This is a genomic window from Pedobacter mendelii (assembly GCF_014635725.1).
Lineage (GTDB): Bacteria > Bacteroidota > Bacteroidia > Sphingobacteriales > Sphingobacteriaceae > Pedobacter > Pedobacter mendelii.
Window position 1 is genome coordinate 36,556 of the sequence record NZ_BMDJ01000013.1, and the last position, 21,751, is coordinate 58,306.

General features: G+C 35.2%; 19 protein-coding genes. 13 read left to right on the forward strand and 6 right to left on the reverse strand.

Annotation, left to right across the window (positions count from 1 at the left end; translation table 11 throughout):
• Positions 1–174: 174 nt before the first annotated feature.
• The 8 genes from IEV50_RS17940 to IEV50_RS17975 all read left to right on the forward strand — a co-directional run bounded on the left by IEV50_RS17940 (position 175) and on the right by IEV50_RS17975 (position 7,696).
• The gene (locus IEV50_RS17940) at positions 175–2,598 is read left to right on the forward strand and encodes an outer membrane beta-barrel family protein (RefSeq protein ID WP_188416999.1); all 2,424 of its coding nucleotides are present in this window, start codon (positions 175–177) and stop codon (positions 2,596–2,598) included.
• Positions 2,599–2,718: 120 nt separating this feature from the next.
• The gene (gene ruvX / locus IEV50_RS17945) at positions 2,719–3,135 is read left to right on the forward strand and encodes a Holliday junction resolvase RuvX (RefSeq protein ID WP_188417001.1); all 417 of its coding nucleotides are present in this window, start codon (positions 2,719–2,721) and stop codon (positions 3,133–3,135) included.
• A gap of 9 nt (positions 3,136–3,144) precedes the next feature.
• Entirely contained in the window at positions 3,145–3,780 is a 636-nt protein-coding gene (locus tag IEV50_RS17950; RefSeq protein WP_188417002.1) for an O-methyltransferase, read from the forward strand.
• A 112-nt stretch (positions 3,781–3,892) separates the two neighbouring features.
• Entirely contained in the window at positions 3,893–4,570 is a 678-nt protein-coding gene (locus IEV50_RS17955) for a glucosaminidase domain and LysM peptidoglycan-binding domain-containing protein (protein WP_188417003.1), read from the forward strand.
• Positions 4,571–4,603: 33 nt separating this feature from the next.
• Entirely contained in the window at positions 4,604–5,440 is an 837-nt protein-coding gene (locus tag IEV50_RS17960) for a glucosaminidase domain-containing protein (RefSeq protein WP_188417004.1), read from the forward strand.
• A gap of 48 nt (positions 5,441–5,488) precedes the next feature.
• Entirely contained in the window at positions 5,489–6,241 is a 753-nt protein-coding gene (locus tag IEV50_RS17965) for a hypothetical protein (protein ID WP_188417005.1), read from the forward strand.
• Positions 6,238–6,573 carry a hypothetical protein gene (locus tag IEV50_RS17970; protein WP_229746786.1) on the forward strand — a complete coding sequence of 112 codons (336 nt, stop codon included), beginning with the start codon at positions 6,238–6,240 and terminating at the stop codon, positions 6,571–6,573. The genes IEV50_RS17965 and IEV50_RS17970 overlap by 4 nt, the downstream gene beginning before the upstream one ends.
• A 124-nt stretch (positions 6,574–6,697) precedes the next feature.
• Complete coding sequence (locus IEV50_RS17975) at positions 6,698–7,696, forward strand: DUF3078 domain-containing protein (protein WP_188417006.1); 999 nt, start codon at positions 6,698–6,700, stop codon at positions 7,694–7,696.
• A gap of 308 nt (positions 7,697–8,004) precedes the next feature.
• Here IEV50_RS17975 and IEV50_RS17980 read toward each other — a convergent pair whose 3' ends face one another.
• A complete protein-coding gene (locus tag IEV50_RS17980; RefSeq protein WP_188417007.1) occupies positions 8,005–10,428 on the reverse strand; it encodes a DUF5916 domain-containing protein in 2,424 nt (807 codons plus the stop codon).
• 122 nt (positions 10,429–10,550) lie between these two features.
• Complete coding sequence (locus tag IEV50_RS17985) at positions 10,551–10,718, reverse strand: hypothetical protein (RefSeq protein WP_188417009.1); 168 nt, start codon at positions 10,716–10,718, stop codon at positions 10,551–10,553.
• A gap of 318 nt (positions 10,719–11,036) precedes the next feature.
• Here IEV50_RS17985 and ffh point away from each other — a divergent pair, with 318 nt between their 5' ends.
• The 4 genes from ffh to IEV50_RS18005 all read left to right on the forward strand — a co-directional run bounded on the left by ffh (position 11,037) and on the right by IEV50_RS18005 (position 16,556).
• The gene (ffh, locus tag IEV50_RS17990; RefSeq protein ID WP_188417011.1) at positions 11,037–12,374 is read left to right on the forward strand and encodes a signal recognition particle protein; all 1,338 of its coding nucleotides are present in this window, start codon (positions 11,037–11,039) and stop codon (positions 12,372–12,374) included.
• 260 nt (positions 12,375–12,634) lie between these two features.
• Positions 12,635–14,173: a YifB family Mg chelatase-like AAA ATPase gene (locus IEV50_RS17995; protein ID WP_188417013.1), complete on the forward strand. Its 1,539-nt coding sequence runs from the start codon at positions 12,635–12,637 to the stop codon at positions 14,171–14,173.
• Between the two features lie 358 nt (positions 14,174–14,531).
• Positions 14,532–14,903: a hypothetical protein gene (locus tag IEV50_RS18000; protein WP_188417015.1), complete on the forward strand. Its 372-nt coding sequence runs from the start codon at positions 14,532–14,534 to the stop codon at positions 14,901–14,903.
• Between the two features lie 159 nt (positions 14,904–15,062).
• The gene (locus IEV50_RS18005) at positions 15,063–16,556 is read left to right on the forward strand and encodes a tetratricopeptide repeat protein (protein WP_188417017.1); all 1,494 of its coding nucleotides are present in this window, start codon (positions 15,063–15,065) and stop codon (positions 16,554–16,556) included.
• On the opposite strand, the gene IEV50_RS18010 is transcribed toward IEV50_RS18005, so the two are convergent.
• The 4 genes from IEV50_RS18010 to rsfS form a co-directional block, all read right to left on the reverse strand.
• A complete protein-coding gene (locus IEV50_RS18010) occupies positions 16,553–17,629 on the reverse strand; it encodes a 3-oxoacyl-ACP synthase III family protein (protein WP_188417019.1) in 1,077 nt (358 codons plus the stop codon). The genes IEV50_RS18005 and IEV50_RS18010 overlap by 4 nt on opposite strands.
• Positions 17,630–17,700: 71 nt before the next feature.
• Entirely contained in the window at positions 17,701–18,345 is a 645-nt protein-coding gene (locus IEV50_RS18015; protein ID WP_188417020.1) for a LutC/YkgG family protein, read from the reverse strand.
• Positions 18,346–18,414: 69 nt separating this feature from the next.
• Positions 18,415–20,523, reverse strand: coding sequence for an ATP-dependent zinc metalloprotease FtsH (gene ftsH, locus IEV50_RS18020; RefSeq protein WP_188417021.1), 2,109 nt, complete (start codon positions 20,521–20,523; stop codon positions 18,415–18,417).
• Between the two features lie 26 nt (positions 20,524–20,549).
• On the reverse strand, positions 20,550–20,924 hold the full coding sequence (gene rsfS, locus IEV50_RS18025; protein ID WP_188417028.1) for a ribosome silencing factor: 375 nt from the start codon (positions 20,922–20,924) through the stop codon (positions 20,550–20,552).
• A 44-nt stretch (positions 20,925–20,968) separates the two neighbouring features.
• Between rsfS and IEV50_RS18030 the strand changes: the two genes are divergently transcribed.
• Positions 20,969–21,745 (forward strand): biotin--[acetyl-CoA-carboxylase] ligase, encoded by a 777-nt coding sequence (locus tag IEV50_RS18030; protein ID WP_188417029.1) that lies wholly within the window; start codon positions 20,969–20,971, stop codon positions 21,743–21,745.
• Positions 21,746–21,751 lie beyond the last annotated feature (6 nt).

Genomic DNA, 21,751 nt, shown 5'->3' on the forward strand with positions numbered 1-21,751 from the left:
TATGAAATGTTAGTAATACTCTACAAGATTTTGACTTTTTTCAAACTACTTAGACTTAAAGCAATATTTGATAATGGGCTAAAGATTTAACAACCATATTGAAGATTATTTATCTGAATTTCACTACATTTGAAATTCAATTGTCCCAACTAAACTAACTATTATATAACAAAAATGAACTTTTTGAAGTCTTTGTTATTGCTTATTTTATTGCTCTCAACAATAACAAGCTTTAGCCAGAAAAAAGTTAAAACGATTAAAGTAATTGTTTTAAATGAGAAAAATATTCCTTTCCAAAATGCGACCGTTGAGCTTTTATATTCAAAAAATTTGGGTTTTATAAAAGCCGCGAAAACAGATAAAAAAGGTATTGCAATTTTTAATCAACCGATGCAGGGCAATTATGTTTTTAATGCCAAGGCTATAGGTTATGAATCCCACAAAACAACAATTATCAAATCTCCTTTTGTGCTATCGAGCGTAAATATAAAAATATTACCAAGCAACCAGGTATTGAAAGAAATTACCGTAGAAGGACATAAATCACCCATTCAACATATTCAAGGCAAAATCGTTTTAAATGTGGATGCTGTGATATCGAATACAGGCACAACTGTATTAGAGTTACTGGAAAAATCTCCTGGTGTTATGGTTGATAAAGAAGGTAGCATCAGCCTGCAAGGCAAATCTACTGTTTTAGTTATGATTGATGGTAAGCCAACGTATTTATCAGGTAGTGATTTAACAGGCTTACTAAGCAGTATGAGTTCGTCGCAAGTGAGTCAGATTGAATTGATTACAAATCCTTCTGCTAAATATGATGCCAGCGGTAATGGTGGAATTATAAATATTAAAACCAAAAAAAACACACAGGAAGGTTTTAATGGTTCTATTAGTATAATTGGGGGTTGGAGCAGAGATTATAAAAACAACAATAGTTTATTATTAAATTATAAAAGAGGCAAAATAAATGCCTTTACAACAGCAAGCTACAACACAAATAATAACTTTACAGATATTTCTGCCTTTCGAAGTTACTTTGGCCAAAATAATGCAGTTACAGGATTGCTAGATCAATCTACCGCCATAGCAAATTTAACACGCTATCAGTTTTTAAAAACAGGTTTGGATTTTTACGCTTCCAAAAATACCACTATAGGGCTATCACTTAGTGGTACCTTAATAAAAAGAGAAGGAAATAGTGATGCCATAGCTACATGGAAAAAAGCATCCGGCAGTGTAGATTCTACAATTTCTACAGTTAGTAATAGCTTATTTAAGTTCAGAAATGGAGCGGCTAATATTAACCTAAAACAAACCATAGGTACCAACCAGGATTTATCGTTTGATTTGGATTTATTAAGGTACAGTTTGAACAATAATCAGGAGTTTAACAATAAGCTTTTAACAGTAAATGGTTATAATTTGGGTACTGATATGGATATTCCATCAACAATAAAAATATTTTCTGTCAAAGCAGATCATACAATCCATTTCGATAAAGACACGCAACTAGAATCAGGATTTAAATCATCATCTATAAGTACTGATAACATTGCAGACTATGTAAATGTTAATGGCTTGGTTCGATCTGTTGATTTAAACAGAAGCAATCATTTCCAATACAAAGAGAATATTAATGCTTTATATAGTAGCTTCGAGCACAGGATAGGTAGGGTTAATGCGCAATTAGGTTTGCGCTATGAGCATACAGATTATAATGCACATCAATTAGGAAATAGCTTGAAGCCAGACTCGGCCTTTTCAAGGACTTACGGCGATTTTTTTCCTTCGGGTTATCTAAGTTATAATGTAGACTCTATTAATACCTTAACATTAACGGCCAGCAGAAGAATAGATCGCCCGGTCTACCAAAAGCTTAATCCTTTCATTTTTATTGTAAATAAATATACACTGCAAAGAGGAAATCCATATATATTACCCCAGTATAGTTGGAACATGGAAATTACCCATAGGTTTAAGCACTTTATAACAACAACTGTTTCTTACAGTGTGATTAAAAATTATTTCTCACAGCTTTTCCTTTCTGAAGGCACAAACATTTTAATTTATACCGATGGAAATGTAGGACGTATGGATAACCTTGGCGTTTCTGTATCGTTGCAATTTTTACCTGTAAAATGGTGGTCGTTTAATGGACAAGGAAATTTTAATTACAAAAAACTAGAAGGTTATCAGAACATTAACTACCAATCTTCGGTAAACCAGTTTCAATTTAGTGCAAATAATCAGTTTAATATTACTAAAACCTTAAACGCAGAACTTTCGGGTTATTATATCACAAAAGCTAGAAATGACCTTCAGGAATTACTTTATCCAACAGGGCAAGTTTCGGCTGGCCTATCAAAATCCATACTCAAAGGAAGGGGTAGTTTAAAATTTAGCGCAAGAGATATATTTTTTACTCAAACTATGGAAGGTTTAACAGATTTCCCACAAGCACAAGAATATTTTAAACTAACAAGAGATAGCCGACTTTTCGTGGTGAGCTTTAATTACCGCTTCGGAAAACCGTTAAAAGTTACAAAACGTTCTAATGGTGGTGCTATAGAAGAAATGAAAAGGGCTGGTTCTTAGTTTAAGCAAGCACTCTTCTAATTATGGTTTTTGCGTTAAACCCACCGTTTAGCCTTCGAATTTGTAGTTAAAATATGTATTCTTAAAAAATATTACCTTTGTGGCCTTTATAATTTTTATATGGCCCGAATTCTTGCGTTCGATTATGGAACAAAACGTATTGGTATTGCTGTTACCGATCCGTTGCAGATTATTGCAACAGGCTTAGATACCATACATCCTAAAGACGCTATTGAATACATAAAAAAATATCTGTTAACCGAGCAGGTTGAAGCCTTTGTTATCGGCGATCCTAAACAGATGAATGGCTCAGATTCTGATTCAAAACAGCATGCAAAAGGCTTTTCTACATTACTAAAAAAAGCATTTCCAAACATTCCGCAGCATTGGGTAGATGAACGTTTTACATCGAAAATGGCACAACAGGCCATTATGCAAAGCGGATTAAAAAAATCAGACCGACAGAATAAGGAAAGAGTAGATACCATTGCGGCAACCATTATTTTACAATATTTTATGGAAACAAAGCGTTTATAACCAAACAAAATGAGCCTGATAAACGACGATTTACAAAATTTGCTAATCAATTATTGCGAACCTGAAAGCGAATTGCTTCAAAAAATAGATCGCGAAACTAACCTTAAAGTTTTAATGCCAAGAATGTTATCCGGCCATTATCAGGGCAGGGTTTTAAGCATGCTAAGCAAAATCGTTTCTCCAGATAGGATTTTAGAAATAGGTACTTTTACTGGATATGCTACGCTATGCTTAGCAGAAGGCTTAACAACAAAAGGCATAATATATACATTAGATATCAATGCAGAGCTGGAAGATATGGTTCGTGCTAACTTTGGGAAATCAGAATACCGAGATAAAATTAAATATATTTTGGGCGATGCTATCAAGACCGTAAACGAATTAAATGAAGTTTTTGATATCGTTTTTATTGATGCGGATAAAAAAAACAATGGTATCTACTATGATTTAATTTTTGAACGTGTTCGCCCAGGTGGGATAATCATTGTGGATAATGTGCTTTGGAGTGGAAAAGTACTTCATGAAAAACAAGACAAAGACACCAAAAATATAACTAGTTTTAACGATAAAATAGCTGATGATGAACGTGTTGATAAGCTAATTCTCCCGGTAAGAGATGGCTTGTTTGTGATTAGAAAAAAATAGAACATTCGTAAATGCGAGAAAAGAAGCCATTTTTAATTTGGTAAAAGTTTAATTCCTGATCAATAGTTTTACGATTGCTTCTTTCCACATAATGATTAAAAAAGCAAAAGAAATGAAAATACTATTTACCTTTTATCTTTTTATTTTAACAACAGTTATTGTAAAAGCACAAAGCACTGAAGATTATGTTGCAGAACATGTAAACTTTGCTCAGGCTTTAATGCGTGATCATAAAATTCCTGCCAGTTTAATTTTAGCCGTAGCTATTCACGAGTCTGCTTCGGGCAATAGTAAAATAGCACAACACTTAAATAACCACTTCGGGGTAAAAGGTCCGAATAATAATGATGATATCCGTTCCTCTTACCGTGATTATGAAAATTCCGATGAATCTTACAGTCATTTTATAGAAATTATGGAAACGCGATTACCTTTTAACAAATTATTCACAAAATATGACCAGTTTGATTATAAAGGTTGGGCAAGAGGTATTCAGCGTTGCGGTTATGCACATAGCAGAAGTTGGGCAAGCCAGGTTATCGCTTTAGTTAAAAAATACGAACTATATCAATACGATGAACGGCCAGAAGGCTATGAAGAACCTATTTATGCGACAACAATATATCGTAAAAAAATAAGTAGACGAAAAGCAACAAATGGCTATACAGTAAAATCAGGAGATAACTTAAGTATTATTGCTAAGAAAAAAGGTACTACGGTTAAAGCAATAATGCAAAAAAATGGCATGAAGAAAGTCAATCTTAAACCAGGACAAAAAATCAAATTGTAATTTTGCAACCAATCAAAGCCTAATTCTTTTAAAATGAAAATACAATATATCTATGTCGCTTTAATTCTTATTTTACTTAGTTCATGCGGAACGCGTAAATATTCTAAAAACAATAAGCAGATAGAAAAAGCTTCAAACAAAGCCAACAACAACACCTATAAAAGTTATAATACATTAAGCTACATAGATGAATTTAGGGCGGTAGCAGTAGAAGAAATGAACGCTTATGGCATTCCTGCCAGCATTACTTTAGCGCAAGGCATTTTAGAATCTGGAAGTGGAAATAGCGATTTAGCCAAATATGCCAATAACCATTTTGGTATAAAATGTACTTCCGATTGGAAAGGGAAAAATTATTTTAGAGATGATGACCAGAAAAACGATTGTTTTAGGGTTTATAAAGATGCGAGAGAATCATTTAAAGATCATTCAGCGTTTTTAAAGCGCAAACGATACAGCGCATTGTTTCAATTAGATAAAAATGACTATAAAAGTTGGGCACAAGGCTTAAAGCAAGCTGGTTATGCAACCAACCCAAAATATCCTGATATGTTAATCAACACGATAGAGAAGTATCAGCTTTATCAATACGACCAATCAGAAACCGAGAAGCAGAAAATTGCCCGCGAGGATAAAGTCTTTACCGAAATCAATCAAAACATTCCGCAGGAAAAAGTAAAATTTACACCCGTAGATACGCCGCCACCCGGAGCCAAACCAATTTTGGCTGATGGAACTTACACCGTAATTAAAGGCGATACGCTTTATAACATTGCCAAACGATTCAATATTAGTATTGAAGATTTAAAAATTTTAAACAACATGGCTACCGATGCAATTAAACTCGGCCAAGTATTGAAGGTTAAATAATGTTAATCAGAATTGTTGCTGGCAGGTAAATTGTAGCTTTGTTACCCAATGAAATTTTTAATTGCTTTTATAGCCTTTTTTAGTCTTTCGGCGATGCTTTATGCACAGACAAAACCTGTGCAGGGTATTGTTATTGATAAAGAAACCAAGCAAAGATTGGCTAAAGTTTACATTTACAATATCCGAAGCGGGGCTGGCCTTTATAATACTACCAAAGGCGAATTTAGCACTTTTGCTATTCCTGGCGATACACTTGTTGCAGCATTATCAGGCTATGGAGTTGATACGCTTGTTTTTAAAGGTCAGCCGGCGGCATATTTCCAATTAAAATCTTTAGGCATACGCTTGAGGGATGTTTTAATTCAACAGAAAAAATTATCGCCACAAGAACAATATGAAAAGACGATAAAAGAATACCGATATGCAACCGTTAGGGGAAGCAGTAAAGATTTACTAAATCTTGGAAATGGGGGTGTAGGTTTAGGTATTGATGCCATTTACAATTTATTGAGCAGACAAGGTAAAAATGCTCGTCATTTACAGAAAATACTTGAAAAAGACTATCGGGAAGATATGATCGATTATCGCTTTACACCTGGTTTAGTGCAACAAATTTTATCGATTAAAGATCCTGAGCTTAAAGATTTTATGCAGCAATATCGGCCAACCTATCAGTTTGTTTTGGATGCCACAGATTATGCTTTTAATCTTTTTATCAGGAATGCTTATAAAAGTTACAGGATAAACCCACAGGCTTTGCGTTTACCGCCGTTGCCGCAACTAAGCATTGATAAGCTGTGAAAGCACCCATTCTAATTATAAAAAATTTGCCAGCTGCCGGAATGGCGATTTTTCCGTTTATTTTACTAAAAAAAGAAACTTACCGGAAAGATGAACAAATTATTAATCACGAAAAAATACACCTCAGGCAACAATTAGAATTATTGGTTTTACCTTTTTACATTCTTTATCTTTTCAATTATTTCATCAACCTTATCCGGTTTCGGAAGCACGATTTAGCATATAGAAAAATCATTTTTGAACAAGAGGCTTATGATAATGAGAACGATTTGAATTACCTTAAAAATGGTAAATGGTTTGGGTGGATGAAGATTAAAAAACACGAGAATTAAGTATTCCTTTTAGATATTTTTTATCTGTTTATATAATTCTACAAATGGTAAAAAATCAACAAAAAAGCAAATTCATTACGTTAAACTTTTAATCTCTAATTAATTTTCTTTTTATTTGTAGCCAATGAAGAATTTTTTAGCTTCTCTAATTATAATTTTTAGCCTTAGTTCTGCAAAATTACATGCTCAGGAAATTGATACGATTCCTATCAATACAAAAGGCATGAACATTAAGCTTAAACGGAGCCCTTTGCCAAGCAGAACATTGCCTCTATCTTTCGAGCCGGTAAAACTTCGCCCTGCGGTTGTAAATGCAAAAGTAAACTACTGGAAAACCAAAACTGCAATTGCTATTAATATTAACCAGGCGCAGTTTAGCGATAACTGGCAAGGTGGCGGAGTTAATTCGTTAGCTGTTGGCGGGCTGTTAAATTATAAAGCAGAATACAATAAAAACAGTTACAGTTATGTTACTGAACTTATTTTGCAATACGGAAAGGTAAAAAACAAAGGTCAGTTGCAAAAGAAAACTAACGACCGTATTTTTTGGGATAATAAAGCATCTTTTCAATTATCAAAAAACTGGTATTTCTTCGGTTCCTTAAATTTTGAATCTCAGTTTGATAACGGCTATTCTTATTCAACTGTTAATGGTTCAGAAACTGCTACATTAATCTCAAGATTTATGGGGCCGGGTTATTTAACAGAATCAATAGGTTTTGAATATAAACCAAACAAGTATTTCTCTACAAGGATTGGTACCGGAACGGCCAGACAAACTTTTGTTTTGGATAGAAATTTAATTAAAACCAATCCAAAAAATTTCGGGGTAGATAGTGGCAAAGTTTTCCGTAACGAACTGGCTTTCCAAATTGTAGCAGCATTTGATAAAGATATTTTTACCAATACCAATTTAAAAGCAAGGTATGCGATGTTTATACCTTATGAAAATATAGGGTGGTTGCAAATTGATCATAGGCTTGATGTGGCATTAACTGCTAAAATTAATCGCTTTATGAATACGAGTTTAACTGGTGTGATATTGTTTGATAAAGATACTAACCCAAAAGTACAAGCCAGTCAAACATTGGCTTTGGGCTTTGCGTTTGTGTTTCCGAGGTAGTTGAATCAGAAGAATCTGCCAATTTACCTCACCCTGTCAATGTTTCTGCTTTGGCTACAGCTGTCGCTCCCTATCTTTGAAGAGAGGGATTTGATGGACAATGAGTAAATCAATAGGTTCAAAACACTAATTCGTTGCCCTCTCTTCAAGGGGAGGGATGCAGTTAACTATCAACAACCCTTCAAAGGGTGAAGATATAAATAAAGCTGTTGCCACGGAAACGCAGAACGCACTGAAAAAAGAGTTGTGTCATTTCGAGCGAAGAGGAGAAATCTTTGTAACTCGTAAGAACCATTACAGCGTCATCTTCAAATCTTCTTGTGTTTGCCTTTCAAATCCAAATAATCTACATAGTATAAAACCTTTACCGATAGACTATTATTTTGAGGTGAATTTAAAATTCCGCTCAGGTTCTTATTGTAGCGTTGGGTATAATATGTATCGTAAGTTTCTGCAGCATCTTTATAGGATAATGACAGGGTACTGCCGGGCGCAAATTGCCAGGTATAAATTAAATCGATATTAAATACGTTGTAGTTCCGGTCTGTGCCAGTTGGGCTTGTTCCTTGGTAATCAGTTAAATTACCATCAGGTTTTAGCAAAAAGAAATCCTTATTTCTTCTGTCGCTCCAATAGTGTCTTAAAACCACTGTAAAACCCATTAAATTGGTAAACGTATATTTTGCATCAAAAGAATTTTCAACCGTTCGTCTGTCATACTTAGAAAAAATAGCCTGATTACCTTGCGAAGTAACCCAGTTTACAAAATCATAATTCGGGTTGAAATTCAAATCCAATCCGAATGCGATTTTATCATTAACCCTTAAATTTTGGAAAAAGTAAAAATTGTATGATTTACCTTTAAAAAGCTCTTGTTCCTGATAGCGAATATTTCCACCGAAATTATAGGCTTTAGCACGATTAGGGTTTATGTACAAACCAATACCAAAACTCTCTGGGACTTTATAAAACTGCCCGTTTCTGGCTTCATAAAAATCATTACGTTGCGCATCATAATTAGCATCCAACTCTGCTGACCATAAGTTTTTAAACCTAACATACGAACCACCATTTACACCAAAACTTTGATAATCGCCCGGTGTAACCCGCCTAGAATACGACATGTTAAACCAGTTTTGCCATTCATTGTACCACTTGCTTGGTTTAAAAACATTGTAGCCTAAACCAATCCGCTGATCTAAAAAGTTATTGTTGGTAAAAAAACCCATATCCGATGGGTCGAATTTATCATCGGCAAATACCTGGTTATAACTCCAGGTAAAGTTGCCGCTTTGCTTGCCAAAACGAAGGGTGTAACTATAACCTGTACTTGTTTCTTCGCCGCGTAAATAACTCATTTTACCACCGCCATTAATAAAATATTTGTTGTTTTTGTTATTCAAATTAAAAAGTAAAGCACTTACGTTAGCATCGTAAGCACTGCCTTGCCTTAAAACATTTGTATTTATAAATGTTGCTGAACTATTGTTTTTTAACGATTGATCGAAAACTAAAATATTATAATTGGTTAATGGTTGGGTTTCTACATTACGAAGATTACCATTTACATCTTCTACCTCGGTTTGCATGCTATTCGTTATCGCATTGAAAATACCAATACCTAAGCCTTTAGCCGTACGCCCCGATATTTTAGTTGCATTTAAAACTTTAGCCTCCGTTTGGTCTTTAATAATTTTATCACCGCTGTTTACGCCAGAATAATTATAATAAGATGGGATGGAACCAATACGCTTGGAATAAAACAAATCTCCTTTATTAAAAAGTTCTGTTCCTTCGGTAAAAAACTGTCTGTTCTCATTAAACTTAACTTCAAATGGCGTTAGGTTTAAAATTCGATTATCAGATTGAACCTGCCCAAAATCGGGGACTAAAGTCATATCTAAAGTAAAGCTATTGTTGATGCCATATTTAACATCCATACCGCCATTAAACCTTGCCGTTGTATTTTTTACACCAGGAATATTTGCCGGATAATGGTTTACGTAGGCTGAAAGATACGGAGAAAATGAAAGTCGAAGCGGTGGCTTAATATCCTTTATACCTGTAAAAAGTCCTTCCTGATTAATAAAGCCATTAACTTTTGGATCTACAAAATTCCAAAAAGTTTGCACATTGGTTCTTTGAATTCTCCGACTAAAATTTAATCCCCAGTTTTGAATATCCTTACTCGAAAAACGTAGTGCCGAATATGGAATTTTCATTTCACAAGTCCATCCTAATTCATCAATTTTTACTGCACTTTCCCAAACGGCATTCCAGTTTGGGTCTTCATCGCCAACTTGCGAGTATTTTGCATCAAACTGAACACCAGCAGCAGTTACAAAAAACCCATTACCATTCATTTTATCGTAAAATGGATCTACAATGATGGATATAAAATCGGCATTGCCAATGTTATCCCGAGAAACCAGCTCATGTGAAACACTATCCTTGTCATCGTACATCCGAGCGTTAACATAAATGGCAACATCGTCATACATTACTTTCATTTCTGTTCGTCTATCTTTTTTATCTACTCTTCCGGGTACTGGTCTGATTTCAAAAAAATCAGTAGCGATTGGCACATTAACCCAACAAGCATCATCCAAAACTCCATCAATTTTAGGCACTTCAGCACTTCTTACAGCAGCTAATTGTTTCTGTTTTGATGGGTCTTGCGCATAAGATAAAGTATAAGCAAGCAGTAAAAACAGTATTAAATAGAATTTCATAGGTTTGGTTTAGTCTACATAAGACTAGCACCATAAAGAAATGTTGCACGAGAAAGGAAATTAGGATGCAAAATTTAAACGTTTTGGAACAAAATGCCTTGAAACTTGAGTTAAGAAGATTTTTAATTACAACTATTTTTAACGGTTTGTAACAAGCCGCTGTTTTTAAACCCGACAGCAGCGGCAGCCCCGAATATTTCATGAGGGCTATAGCGAATGGCGGGACTGGAGTCTGCCAAATGCAAATGAACGTTCATTTCCAAAAAATAGACCTTTAAATTAAAATTCATTGTATAAAATCTTTTATTTTTTGGAGCGCAATGCCTCTGCAAACCAATTAATTTCTTCCTGTGTTTCGCTCGTACACTTTGCATCGTCGTACCTCCTCGCTGCAGGGTACCGCTACACCCAGGGCTAGGTGGGTAAAGCAGTAATCATTTTTAACGGTTTGCAACAAGCCATTTCCAAAAATTAATCCTTCGCATTCGTTCAATTAACATTTTTGCCTTTGAGTTGCAAAGATTTACAATCAAAATTTGATACATTTGCCTTTCATTAAAAACAAGTGGCTTTTGCTTTATGGCAATAGGCCAATAGCTTATAAAAAGATGTTTGATAATTTACAGGACAAGCTAGACAGAGCATTTAAAGTATTAAAAGGGCAAGGTAATATTACGGAAATTAACGTGGCAGAAACCATGAAAGAAATCCGTAAAGCATTATTAGATGCCGATGTTAACTACAAAACAGCCAAAGCATTTACCGATGATGTAAGGCAAAAAGCTTTGGGGCAAAACGTTTTAACAGCGGTTTCGCCAGGGCAATTGCTTACCAAAATAATGAATGATGAACTTGCCGCTTTAATGGGTGGCGAAGTTACGGAGTTAGATACGAAAGCAAATCCAACCATTATATTAATTGCCGGTTTAAACGGAGCAGGTAAAACTACTTTCGCTGGTAAATTGGCCTTACATTTAAAAGGTAAAGGCAAAAAACCTTTATTGGTGGCAGGTGATATGTATCGTCCTGCAGCGGTTGATCAATTGGAGGTTTTAGGAACTTCGGTTGGTGTATCGGTTTATGCAAACCGCGATTCGAAAGACCCTGTGGCAATTGCTTTAGAGGGTATAGCGCATGGTAAACAAAATGGTAACAACGTAATTATTATCGATACAGCTGGTCGTTTAGCGATTGATGAATCGTTGATGAACGAAATATCGGAAGTTAAAGCCAAAACACAGCCACACGAAATTTTATTTGTTGTGGATTCAATGACCGGCCAGGATGCGGTAAATACAGCAAAAGTGTTTAATGACAGACTGGATTTTACCGGTGTTGTTTTAACCAAACTAGATGGTGATACCCGCGGTGGTGCTGCGCTTTCAATTAAATCGGTTGTAAATAAGCCAATTAAATTTATTGGTACCGGCGAAAAAATGGAGGCACTGGATGTTTTCTATCCAGACCGTATGGCATCGCGTATTTTGGGTATGGGTGATGTGGTTTCACTTGTTGAACGTGCTCAAATGCAGTTTGATGAAAAAGAAGCTGCAGAATTACAGAAGAAAATCCGCAAAAACAAATTCGATTTCAATGATTTCTACAACCAGATTCAGCAAATTAAGAAGATGGGTAATATGAAAGATTTGATGGGCATGATACCAGGTGTAGGTAAAATGATGAAGAATGTTGAAATTGAAGATGATGCATTTAAATCTATCGAATCGATTATTCAATCGATGACGCCTTTTGAAAAAGAAAACCCTGATAGCATTCAGCAAAGTCGCCGCTTAAGGATTGCAAAAGGCTCTGGTCGTAAAATTGAAGAGGTTACCAAGCTGATAAAACAGTTTGAAGATATGCGTAAAATGATGAAACAATTTTCTAACCCTGCCGCAGCTGCAGCAATGATGAAAAATATGCCGAAAATGCCTCAAGGAAGGTAGTTTAAGGTTTAAGATTAAAGCGAAGCTAGCATATAGTAAATATTTAAATCCTAATCAGAAATGGTTGGGATTTTTTTGTGTACTAAGGTTTTTATTCGCACCATACATTTCAGTGCCGTTGGTTTCAACCAACAAAAAAGATTAGAGTTTGAATAACAAAATTAGAATTTATATTATCTAAACAATTCCTATATTAGCCTCAACAATCAATTATTCATCCCCGAATAATATAACATCCCAACATTTTCAAGGAATTTTTAATGCTTGTAAAAACTTATGGGAGTGCCGTTTACGGAGTAAATGCTTTAACAATAACCATCGAAATAAGCATAAGCGCAGGAAATAAATATTTCATGGTTGGCTTGCCTGATAATGCTGTTAAAGAAAGTTTGCAGCGGGTAGAAAGTGCCATTCATATGGCTGGTTTTCGCATGCCTCGTCAAAAAATTGTCGTAAATCTTGCACCTGCCGACATCAGAAAAGAGGGTTCGGCTTATGATTTACCAATTGCAATTGGAATTCTTGCCGCTTCTGGTCAAATCCCGTCAGAAGATTTAGAACATTATTTCATCATGGGCGAATTGTCACTCGATGGTGCGATTCAACCAATAAAAGGGGCATTACCCATTGCTATCCAAGCCCAACAAGATGGCTTTAAAGGTTTCATTTTACCCAAACAAAACGTTCGTGAAGCGGCAATTGTTGAAGGACTTATTGCTTACGGTATTGAAACTTTAGCCCAAGTAATTGCTTTCTTTAATAAAAGTGAACCGCTTGAGCAAGTTAAGATAAATACGAGAGAAGAATTCCTTAAAAACATCGGGAATTACGAACACGATTTCGCAGATGTTAAGGGACAAGAAAACATTAAACGAGCGCTTGAAATTGCCGCCGCAGGTGGCCATAATGTTATTTTAATTGGCCCACCGGGTGCAGGAAAAACGATGCTGGCGAAACGCCTGCCAACTATTTTGCCCCCCTTAAATTTACACGAGGCATTAGAAACCACCAAAATCCATTCTGTAGCTGGTAAACTTTCTGCAGCCGATGCGCTCATGACGGTTAGACCATACCGCTCGCCGCACCACACCATTTCCGATGTTGCCTTAGTTGGCGGCGGTATGAACCCTCAACCAGGGGAAATATCTTTAGCACACAATGGCGTTTTGTTTCTAGATGAATTGCCCGAATTTAAAAGAACGGTTTTAGAAGTAATGAGACAACCCTTAGAAGACAGGAAAGTTGCCATTTCAAGAGCAAGATTTTCCGTTGAATACCCTGCAAGTTTTATGCTAGTCGCATCAATGAACCCATGTCCTTGCGGTTTTTACAATCACCCTGAAAAGGAGTGTGTTTGTGCACCGGGTGTAGTACAAAAGTATCTAAGTAAAATATCAGGACCACTTTTAGATAGAATCGATTTGCATGTGGAGGTTACACCTGTTAATTTTTCAGAATTGGCATCATCCCGCGAAGCGGAAAAAAGTGAACTGATTAGAGCAAGAGTAATTAAGGCAAGAGAAATTCAAGATCATCGCTTTGCAGATAAAGAAGATTTGCATTATAACGCTCAAATGAGCCCTAAAATGGTTCGTAAAGTTTGCCAAATTAGTGAGGCCGGAACAATCCTTTTAAAATCGGCCATGGAGCGATTAGGTTTATCAGCTCGTGCTTACGACCGAATTTTAAAAGTAGCCAGAACCATTGCCGATTTAGATGGAAGCGAAAATGTAGAATTGGAGCATCTGGCAGAATCTATAAATTATCGCAGTTTGGATAGAGATGGCTGGGCGGGTTAACTAAATCTGTTTTCTTATTCGTTTTTGCCGAGGCTAAATAGAGAAACTATTCCTTAAGCTGAAAAGGCTATTGCATGATTATTCTGCTAAACTAAACAAATCAAAAATCAATACTCCTGTAGAAGCTTTCAAAAGAGCTACGATTCCAAAACATCATTTAACAAAGACTAAAAAATGAAACAATAGTCTGTATTTCAGATAATTAAAATTAAAATTATTTTTTATTTGGTTTGATTTTGCTGCTGTTTTCAGCTCTTTAAAAGTCTTTTGGCATAGTCGTTGTAAACAGGCTGTTACAAATAAAAACCGAATCTATCATCTCTACCCTAATAGATTCATAACCTTTCAAAAATATAATATGAAAAAGACAGTTCAAATTTTTAGCATGCTTTTAATAGCATTAACAGTAATGGTATCGTGTAAAAAAGATACAGACCCTGCAGACCGAGATTTCTTCGTAGGTACTTACAGAGGAACGGTTTCCTATAATAAAGATGGTACACAAATAAACAGTACTGATGGCAAAGTAACTGTAACCAAAATTAACGACACCTATAGTTTCTTTTTTGGCAACAATATTCCTGACATTACAGGCGTTAAATTTCAGGAAAGCGGAAATACATACATAAGTGTTGGTACAGGCGTTATTGGTATTACGATAGATGCCAGCACCTTAAAAATAGGTGTTTCAAATTCGAATGGTACCTGGACGGCAAATTGCACCAGGTAATTTTATAAAATAGAAAAGTCCCGATTAAAATCGGGACTTTTTTGTTTACGGCAATTAAGACAAGATTAAACTTTTACGTTATTGTAGCGTATTGTTTAATTTGAGGTACAGTATTTGTACATTATTTTAAACTAAAAAATATCTGCATTCCATAATACAATGATTAAAAGCTTAAGATTTATACTTATTTTTTTTGTTCTCGCTTTTCTCTCTCCTAAAAATTCATTTGCAAATTTCGATTTTAACACCAACTGCTTAAACGCTTATAAAAGTATTTTTGAACTTAAACTCGGCAACGCAAAAGCGTATATCGCTACAGAAAAAAAACAACATCCTAACAACTCTATTATACCATTATTAGAAAATTATGTAGATTATTTTACTTTAATTACTTCGGGAAGTAAAGTAGATTTCGATAAGTTAAAAGGAAATAAATCAGCCAGATTAGATAAAATAAATGATGACGATAAAAACTCGCCGTATTATTTGTACGCTCAAGCCGAGATAAATTTGCAATGGGCATTAATTCGGAGTCGTTTCGGAGAATATTTTAATGCTGCAATGGAAATTAGAAAAGCAAATAACCTATTGCTTGATAACAAAAAAAAGTTTCCAAACTTTTTACTAAACGATAAAGGCCTTGGCTTAATTAATACAGTTTTAGGAAACCTTCCCGATGGGGCTTTAAAAAGTGCTTTATCAACATTCGGTATAAAAGGTAATACACAAACAGGGTTAGCAATACTTGATAAACTTGCTGAAAATTTGCCAAAGTCAACCTACGAGCCTTTTTACGAAGAGGTAGTTTTCTATTACGCATATGTTCTAACCGATGTGGCCCATAGTCCTGCAGCTTATGTAAAAACAATGAAATATACCGAGCGTATTGCAGATACTAGCCTTTTAAAATCATACCTTCAGAGTTATGTTTGTATAAAGACAGCACACAATGATGAAGCTATAAATATTCTGGCTAAAAAACCTGAAGGCGGAACTTATCAGTCGTTTCCATATCTTGATTATTTAGAAGGTATTGCTCATTTAAACAAATTAGACTTAGGTGCATCAACTTATTTTAATCGGTTTTTGCAAACTAATAAGGGCGTAAATTTTATAAAAGACACCAATCTCCACTTAGGATGGATAGCACTGTTAAAGGGTGACAAATCCGGCTACACGAGCTTCATATCAAAAGCTAATAATTCTGGCTACACATACAACGAAAAAGATAAACAGGCACAAAATGAAGCATCAGCGCCTGCCCCGCCAGCAGATTTATTAAAAGCAAGATTATTATATGATGGTGGTTACTTATCTAAGGCCTTACAGTTATTAGATGATAGAAAAGCTGCTGATTATAATTCTGATAAAGATAAAACAGAATTTAATTACCGATTGGGAAGAATTTATGATGACTTAGGAAAGGATGACCAGGCGCTTAATTATTACCAGGCAGCAATAACACAAGGAAAAGGCCTTAAGTATTATTTTGCAGCAAATGCAGCTTTACAAATGGGCAAGGTGTATGAGAAAAAAAACAATAAAGTTAAAGCAAAAGAGGCTTTCAATAATGCGATATCTATGAAAAATCATGAGTATGAAAGCAGTATCGAAAGCCAGGCAAAAATGGGTTTAAAAAGAGTTGGATTTTAAAATCGGTAAATAAAAGCATTAATGTGCATACCAGCACCTACTGATGCGAAGACTGCAACATCTCCTTTTTTAACTTTATAACCCTTAACCTGCTCTTTTAAAACTAAATCTAATAAGGTTGGGATAGTTGCTACCGAACTATTTCCAAGCCAGCTGATGGTCATAGGAACAAGATTTTCTGGAACGCTGTCTAATCCATACAGTTTAAATAAACGCTTCATAATGGCAGCATCCATTTTGCCATTTGCCTGGTGTACGAAAACAATATTTACATCTTCAACACTCAACCCGGCTTTATCTATAACTTTTTTAATTACCTGAGGAACTTGAGTTACGGCAAATTCGTAAAGCTTACGTCCATTCATTTTAAGATAGAAATTACCGCTATTTTCATCTGGATTTGAACTTTTACCCATAGTAAGTAAACCACCATGTTGAAAAGAATGAGTTTCTGTTTTATGCGCCAAAATACCATTTTTTTCTTCAGAAGAGGTGCCTTCAAAAATTACAGCCCCTGCACCGTCAGAAAATATCATGCTATCTCTATCATGCGGATCGATAATTCTCGATAATGTTTCCGCACCGATAACCAGTACACGCTTTGCATCACCACTTTTAATAAAATAATCTGCCTGAATAGTTCCCTGCACCCAACCTGGACATCCGAAAATAACATCATAAGCAACACAATCTGGGTTTTCTATGCCCAACAATTTTTTAACTTTTGATGCCAGCGAGGGCAAAATATCTGTACGATTACTGTTTAAAGGAATATCACCAAAGTTATGGCAAAAGATAATATAATCTAAAGTTTCCTTATCAATTTGTGCGCTTTCAATTGCTCTTTCAGCAGCTTTTGCTCCGATTTGATTGCTTAGCTGATCAGGATGTACATAGCGTCTTTCTACAATTTCAGTTATCTCAGAAAACTTGTGAATGATTTCAGTATTTTCTTTTTCCAACCGATTTCCATTTTCGAAAAACGTAGAATTTAAGAATTCATTACCAGAAATAATATTTTCAGGAATATAGCTTCCCGTACCGATAATTACAGTATTTATTGTTTTGCTCATAATTATAATACCGTATACTACAACGGTATGTAGTATAAAAATATGGTTAATAAATTAAAAATGGAAATAATTTAAGAAAAATCATCTATAAGAAATACAAATAACTCTTTTGGGCCATGAGCGCCAAGCACTAAAGTTTTCTCAATATCAGCCGTGCGGCTTGGTCCGGTTATGTTGCTAATCATAGATGGAATTTGATTTCCGTATTTATTTTTAAGCAATTGAAAAGCATCTTTTAAATCTAAAACAAGCTGGCTTGTTCGTGCAATTACAATATGATGGTGAGGGAAAATACTTAATCTTCTGCCGGCTGCACCTTCATTTGTAACCATTACACTACCGTTCCGGGCAACTAAAGCTTCACACATTGTTATACCTACTTCAGCCTGTTCAAAATCTTTATCCGTTTGATAAAAAGGAAATTCGTATTTGGCCAAGAAGTGTTGCAATTCTGGTTCCCAGCAATATATTTTACGCCATTTAAACTTATCAGCGAGCTGAAGCATGTTTTCGATAAAATCGATACCATCTTCACAAAAAATAAAATTACCTGATACTGCCGTTAGTTGTTCGGCAAACAAAACTTCGAGCTCATCAATATTTTTTTTGTACAATGGCGTATCCTCTAAGTTTGGATAAGGATTTTCACGCTTCTCTAAAAGCGCTTTTCTTATCTTCTTTAGCATTTGTTCTTTCGCGGTTGTATTATCCCTCATTGTTTAAAAAAAATAAAACCCCGGGGTTTTTCACCCGAGGTTTCAAATATATTAATATCAATTTAATATTTATTCATTTTCTGAAGCAGGCTTTAAGCCTGTAACTTCCTGATTGATATCAGAACTACCAACCCCATCATGAATTAGACCTTCTGCAGCAGGTGTTTGGTCGCCTGTACCATTAACAAATTCATCATAAGTTGTACGCGTATCAAATGGTCGTTTACCTAATATCTCTTCTAAGTCAGCCTGGAATAAAATCTCTTTTTCCAATAGTTTCTGAGCTAGTTTTTCTAAACCTTCTTGTTTATCGATCAATAATTGTTTGGTTTTGATGTAAACATCACCAATCAGTTTACGAACCTCAACATCAATTAATTCTGAAGTTTTCTCAGAATAAGGTTTGTTAAAATTGTATTCATTTTGAGGATCGTGGAATGAAACATTACCAACAGCCTCATTCATGCCATAAATACTAACCATAGCATAAGCAAGTTTGGTAATTCGCTCTAAATCATTTTGTGCACCTGTAGATATACGACCAAAGGTGATATCTTCAGCAACTCGCCCACCCATTGTCATACACATACCATCAGTTAATTGCTCGGTTGTATATAAAAACTGCTCTTTAGGTAAATATTGTGCATAACCTAACGCGGCAACACCACGAGGAACAATAGATACTTTAACTAATGGATCTGCGTGTTCAAGAAACCAGCCTGCAATTGCATGGCCTGCTTCATGATAAGCAACGATACGTTTTTCTTCTGGAGAAATAATTTTATTTTTTTTCTCTAAACCACCAATTACACGGTCAATTGCATCTTGGAAATCCTGCATATCTACCGATTCTTTGTTTCTACGAGCTGCAATTAGTGCTGCTTCATTACAAACATTGGCAATTTCAGCACCTGCAAAGCCTGGTGTTTGAGCAGATAGTTTTTTAGCATCAACTTCTGCCGAAGTTTTTATTGGTTTTAAGTGAACATTGAAAATATGTTCACGGCCTACTAAATCAGGTTTATCAATAGAAATTTGTCTGTCAAAACGACCTGGGCGTAATAAAGCAGAATCCAATACATCTGGGCGGTTGGTTGCTGCAAGAATAATAATTCCTGAGTCAGTTCCAAAACCATCCATTTCAACTAGTAGTTGATTTAAAGTATTTTCACGTTCATCGTTACCACCCATTACGCTATTTTTTCCACGAGCACGACCAATTGCATCAACCTCATCAATAAAGATGATACATGGTGCTTTATCTTTAGCCTGCTTAAACAAATCACGTACACGTGAGGCACCAACACCTACAAACATTTCTACGAAATCAGACCCTGATAGGGAAAAGAAAGGGACTTGAGCCTCTCCGGCAACAGCTTTAGCCAATAATGTTTTACCTGTACCCGGAGAACCAACAAGTAAAGCCCCTTTAGGAATTTTACCGCCAAGATTTGTATATTTTTTAGGGTTTTTAAGGAAATCTACAATTTCCATGACCTCTTGTTTGGCTTCTTCTAAACCGGCAACATCATTAAATGTAATGTTAACCTGGCTTTCTTTATCAAATAATGTCGCTTTAGATTTTCCGATACTGAAAATCTGTCCGCCACCGCCAGCACCACCGCCCATGCGTCGCATAATGAAAATCCAGAAACCAATTAATAGTAACACCGGTAAAATGATACTTAAAAACCAGCTCGCTAATGGATTACTACGATTTTCAGGTTGAAATGAGATTGGCTTCCTACCGGCAGGTAAGTTTGCTTGAGATTCTTTTAATTTGGCAGTTAAATCCGAGAACTTTCCGCCAACTTCAAAATAAACTGTTGGTGAAGTTGCATTGGATATGTTTAAAGCGCTATTGTTTTTAGCTGTTTTATATTGTGCTTTGCCTAGACTATCTTTTTTGATGTAAACTTCAGCTTTAACTAAATCTTCGGTTTGAAAGGCAACAATTTTATCAACATCCCCAGGTAAAAGCATTTGGCTTTCAAAAGTTTCATAAGTTACTTTTTTACCCGTATCGCTCGTAAATAAAAATTGTGCGGCAATAATGGCAACAATAATGGCTGCATAAACCCAAAAAATATTAAACTTAGACCCTTTTTGAGGCTTTTTAGGAATGTTGGGCAACTTCTTTATTGGTTTGTTTTCGTTAGTATTTTGATTATCGTTCATTGTCTTGTTCAAAAGGTGTGGTACGGTTATGCGCTTTGATAGTTTGTGCTTTCAGCGTCACCCCATAATTCTTCAATGCCATAAAAGTGGCGCTTTTCGGTTTTAAAAATGTGCACAACCACATCGAAATAATCTAAAATAACCCAATCTGCAGATTCAAAACCTTCTTTATGTCTTGGGTCTGCTTGAGTTGCTTTATATATTTCTTTTTCAACACTATCGGCAATAGCTTTTACCTGCGTTGCTGAGTTAGCACTAGCAATAATAAAATAATCTGCTACAGATGTATGAATGTTTTTTAGATCCAACCGCACTATATCTTCTCCTTTTTTCTCTTGTATGCCATGTACGGCCAACTCAGAAAGGTATGTAGAAAGGGCTACTATTTTCTTTTTTACCATTAAAATGCTTTAATTTTGGAATTACAATAATATAAATTCAACACTTGCAAAATAACACTTTTTCAACACTATTTGTTGGTCAAAATTTAATCAAATTAAAAGAAGTTGATTCTACGAATAACTATTTAAAGAATTTGGCTTCAAATTCCGAGCCATTACCCGAAGGAACTGTAATTATGGCAGATAATCAATTTGCGGGAAGAGGACAGCAGGAAAGTGTTTGGCAAACGGAGGCGGGTAAAAATATAAGCACAAGTATTTACCTAAAACCATCATTTTTGGCTATAAAAAAGCAGTTTTATCTAAATATAGCTGTTAGTTTGGCTGTGGCAGATGCATTGTCTTATTTCCTTCCATTAGCTGTTGCCGTTAAGTGGCCGAACGATATTTATTACAATAGAAAGAAACTTGGTGGCATACTTATAGAAAATTCACTGACAGGCACGACTATAAAATCAGCAGTTATTGGTATTGGTTTAAATATTAATCAGCAGGTATTTAAGAGCGATTTGGCCGAAAAAGCGACATCTGTATTTCAAATTTTACACAAGGAATTGGATTTAGAACTAGTAATGGAGAAAATTTTCGTTTATATAGAAAAATACTATCTAAATTTGAAATCGGAGAAATACAGTATTTTACACAGCAATTACCTTAAAAAGTTATTATACTTTGATCTAGAAGCAAATTATATACATAATGGTCAGGTTTTTGAAGGTAAGATTAAAGGGGTTGAAGAAAGCGGTTACTTAATTATGGAGGTTGATAATCAAATTAAAAACTTCAACTTTAAAGAAATAGAATACATACACACAAATTAAACAGAT

Bases quoted from the DNA above. Each gene is read 5' to 3' on its own strand.
- IEV50_RS17940 (WP_188416999.1), top strand. From the start codon at position 175: ATGAACTTTTTGAAGTCTTTGTTATTGCTTATTTTATTGCTCTCAACA.
- ruvX (WP_188417001.1), top strand. From the start codon at position 2,719: ATGGCCCGAATTCTTGCGTTCGATTATGGAACAAAACGTATTGGTATT.
- IEV50_RS17950 (WP_188417002.1), top strand. From the start codon at position 3,145: ATGAGCCTGATAAACGACGATTTACAAAATTTGCTAATCAATTATTGC.
- IEV50_RS17955 (WP_188417003.1), top strand. From the start codon at position 3,893: ATGAAAATACTATTTACCTTTTATCTTTTTATTTTAACAACAGTTATT.
- IEV50_RS17960 (WP_188417004.1), top strand. From the start codon at position 4,604: ATGAAAATACAATATATCTATGTCGCTTTAATTCTTATTTTACTTAGT.
- IEV50_RS17965 (WP_188417005.1), top strand. From the start codon at position 5,489: ATGAAATTTTTAATTGCTTTTATAGCCTTTTTTAGTCTTTCGGCGATG.
- IEV50_RS17975 (WP_188417006.1), top strand. From the start codon at position 6,698: ATGAAGAATTTTTTAGCTTCTCTAATTATAATTTTTAGCCTTAGTTCT.
- IEV50_RS17980 (WP_188417007.1), bottom strand. From the start codon at position 10,428: ATGAAATTCTATTTAATACTGTTTTTACTGCTTGCTTATACTTTATCT.
- IEV50_RS17985 (WP_188417009.1), bottom strand. From the start codon at position 10,718: ATGAATTTTAATTTAAAGGTCTATTTTTTGGAAATGAACGTTCATTTG.
- ffh (WP_188417011.1), top strand. From the start codon at position 11,037: ATGTTTGATAATTTACAGGACAAGCTAGACAGAGCATTTAAAGTATTA.
- IEV50_RS17995 (WP_188417013.1), top strand. From the start codon at position 12,635: ATGCTTGTAAAAACTTATGGGAGTGCCGTTTACGGAGTAAATGCTTTA.
- IEV50_RS18000 (WP_188417015.1), top strand. From the start codon at position 14,532: ATGAAAAAGACAGTTCAAATTTTTAGCATGCTTTTAATAGCATTAACA.
- IEV50_RS18005 (WP_188417017.1), top strand. From the start codon at position 15,063: ATGATTAAAAGCTTAAGATTTATACTTATTTTTTTTGTTCTCGCTTTT.
- IEV50_RS18010 (WP_188417019.1), bottom strand. From the start codon at position 17,629: ATGAGCAAAACAATAAATACTGTAATTATCGGTACGGGAAGCTATATT.
- IEV50_RS18015 (WP_188417020.1), bottom strand. From the start codon at position 18,345: ATGAGGGATAATACAACCGCGAAAGAACAAATGCTAAAGAAGATAAGA.
- ftsH (WP_188417021.1), bottom strand. From the start codon at position 20,523: ATGAACGATAATCAAAATACTAACGAAAACAAACCAATAAAGAAGTTG.
- rsfS (WP_188417028.1), bottom strand. From the start codon at position 20,924: ATGGTAAAAAAGAAAATAGTAGCCCTTTCTACATACCTTTCTGAGTTG.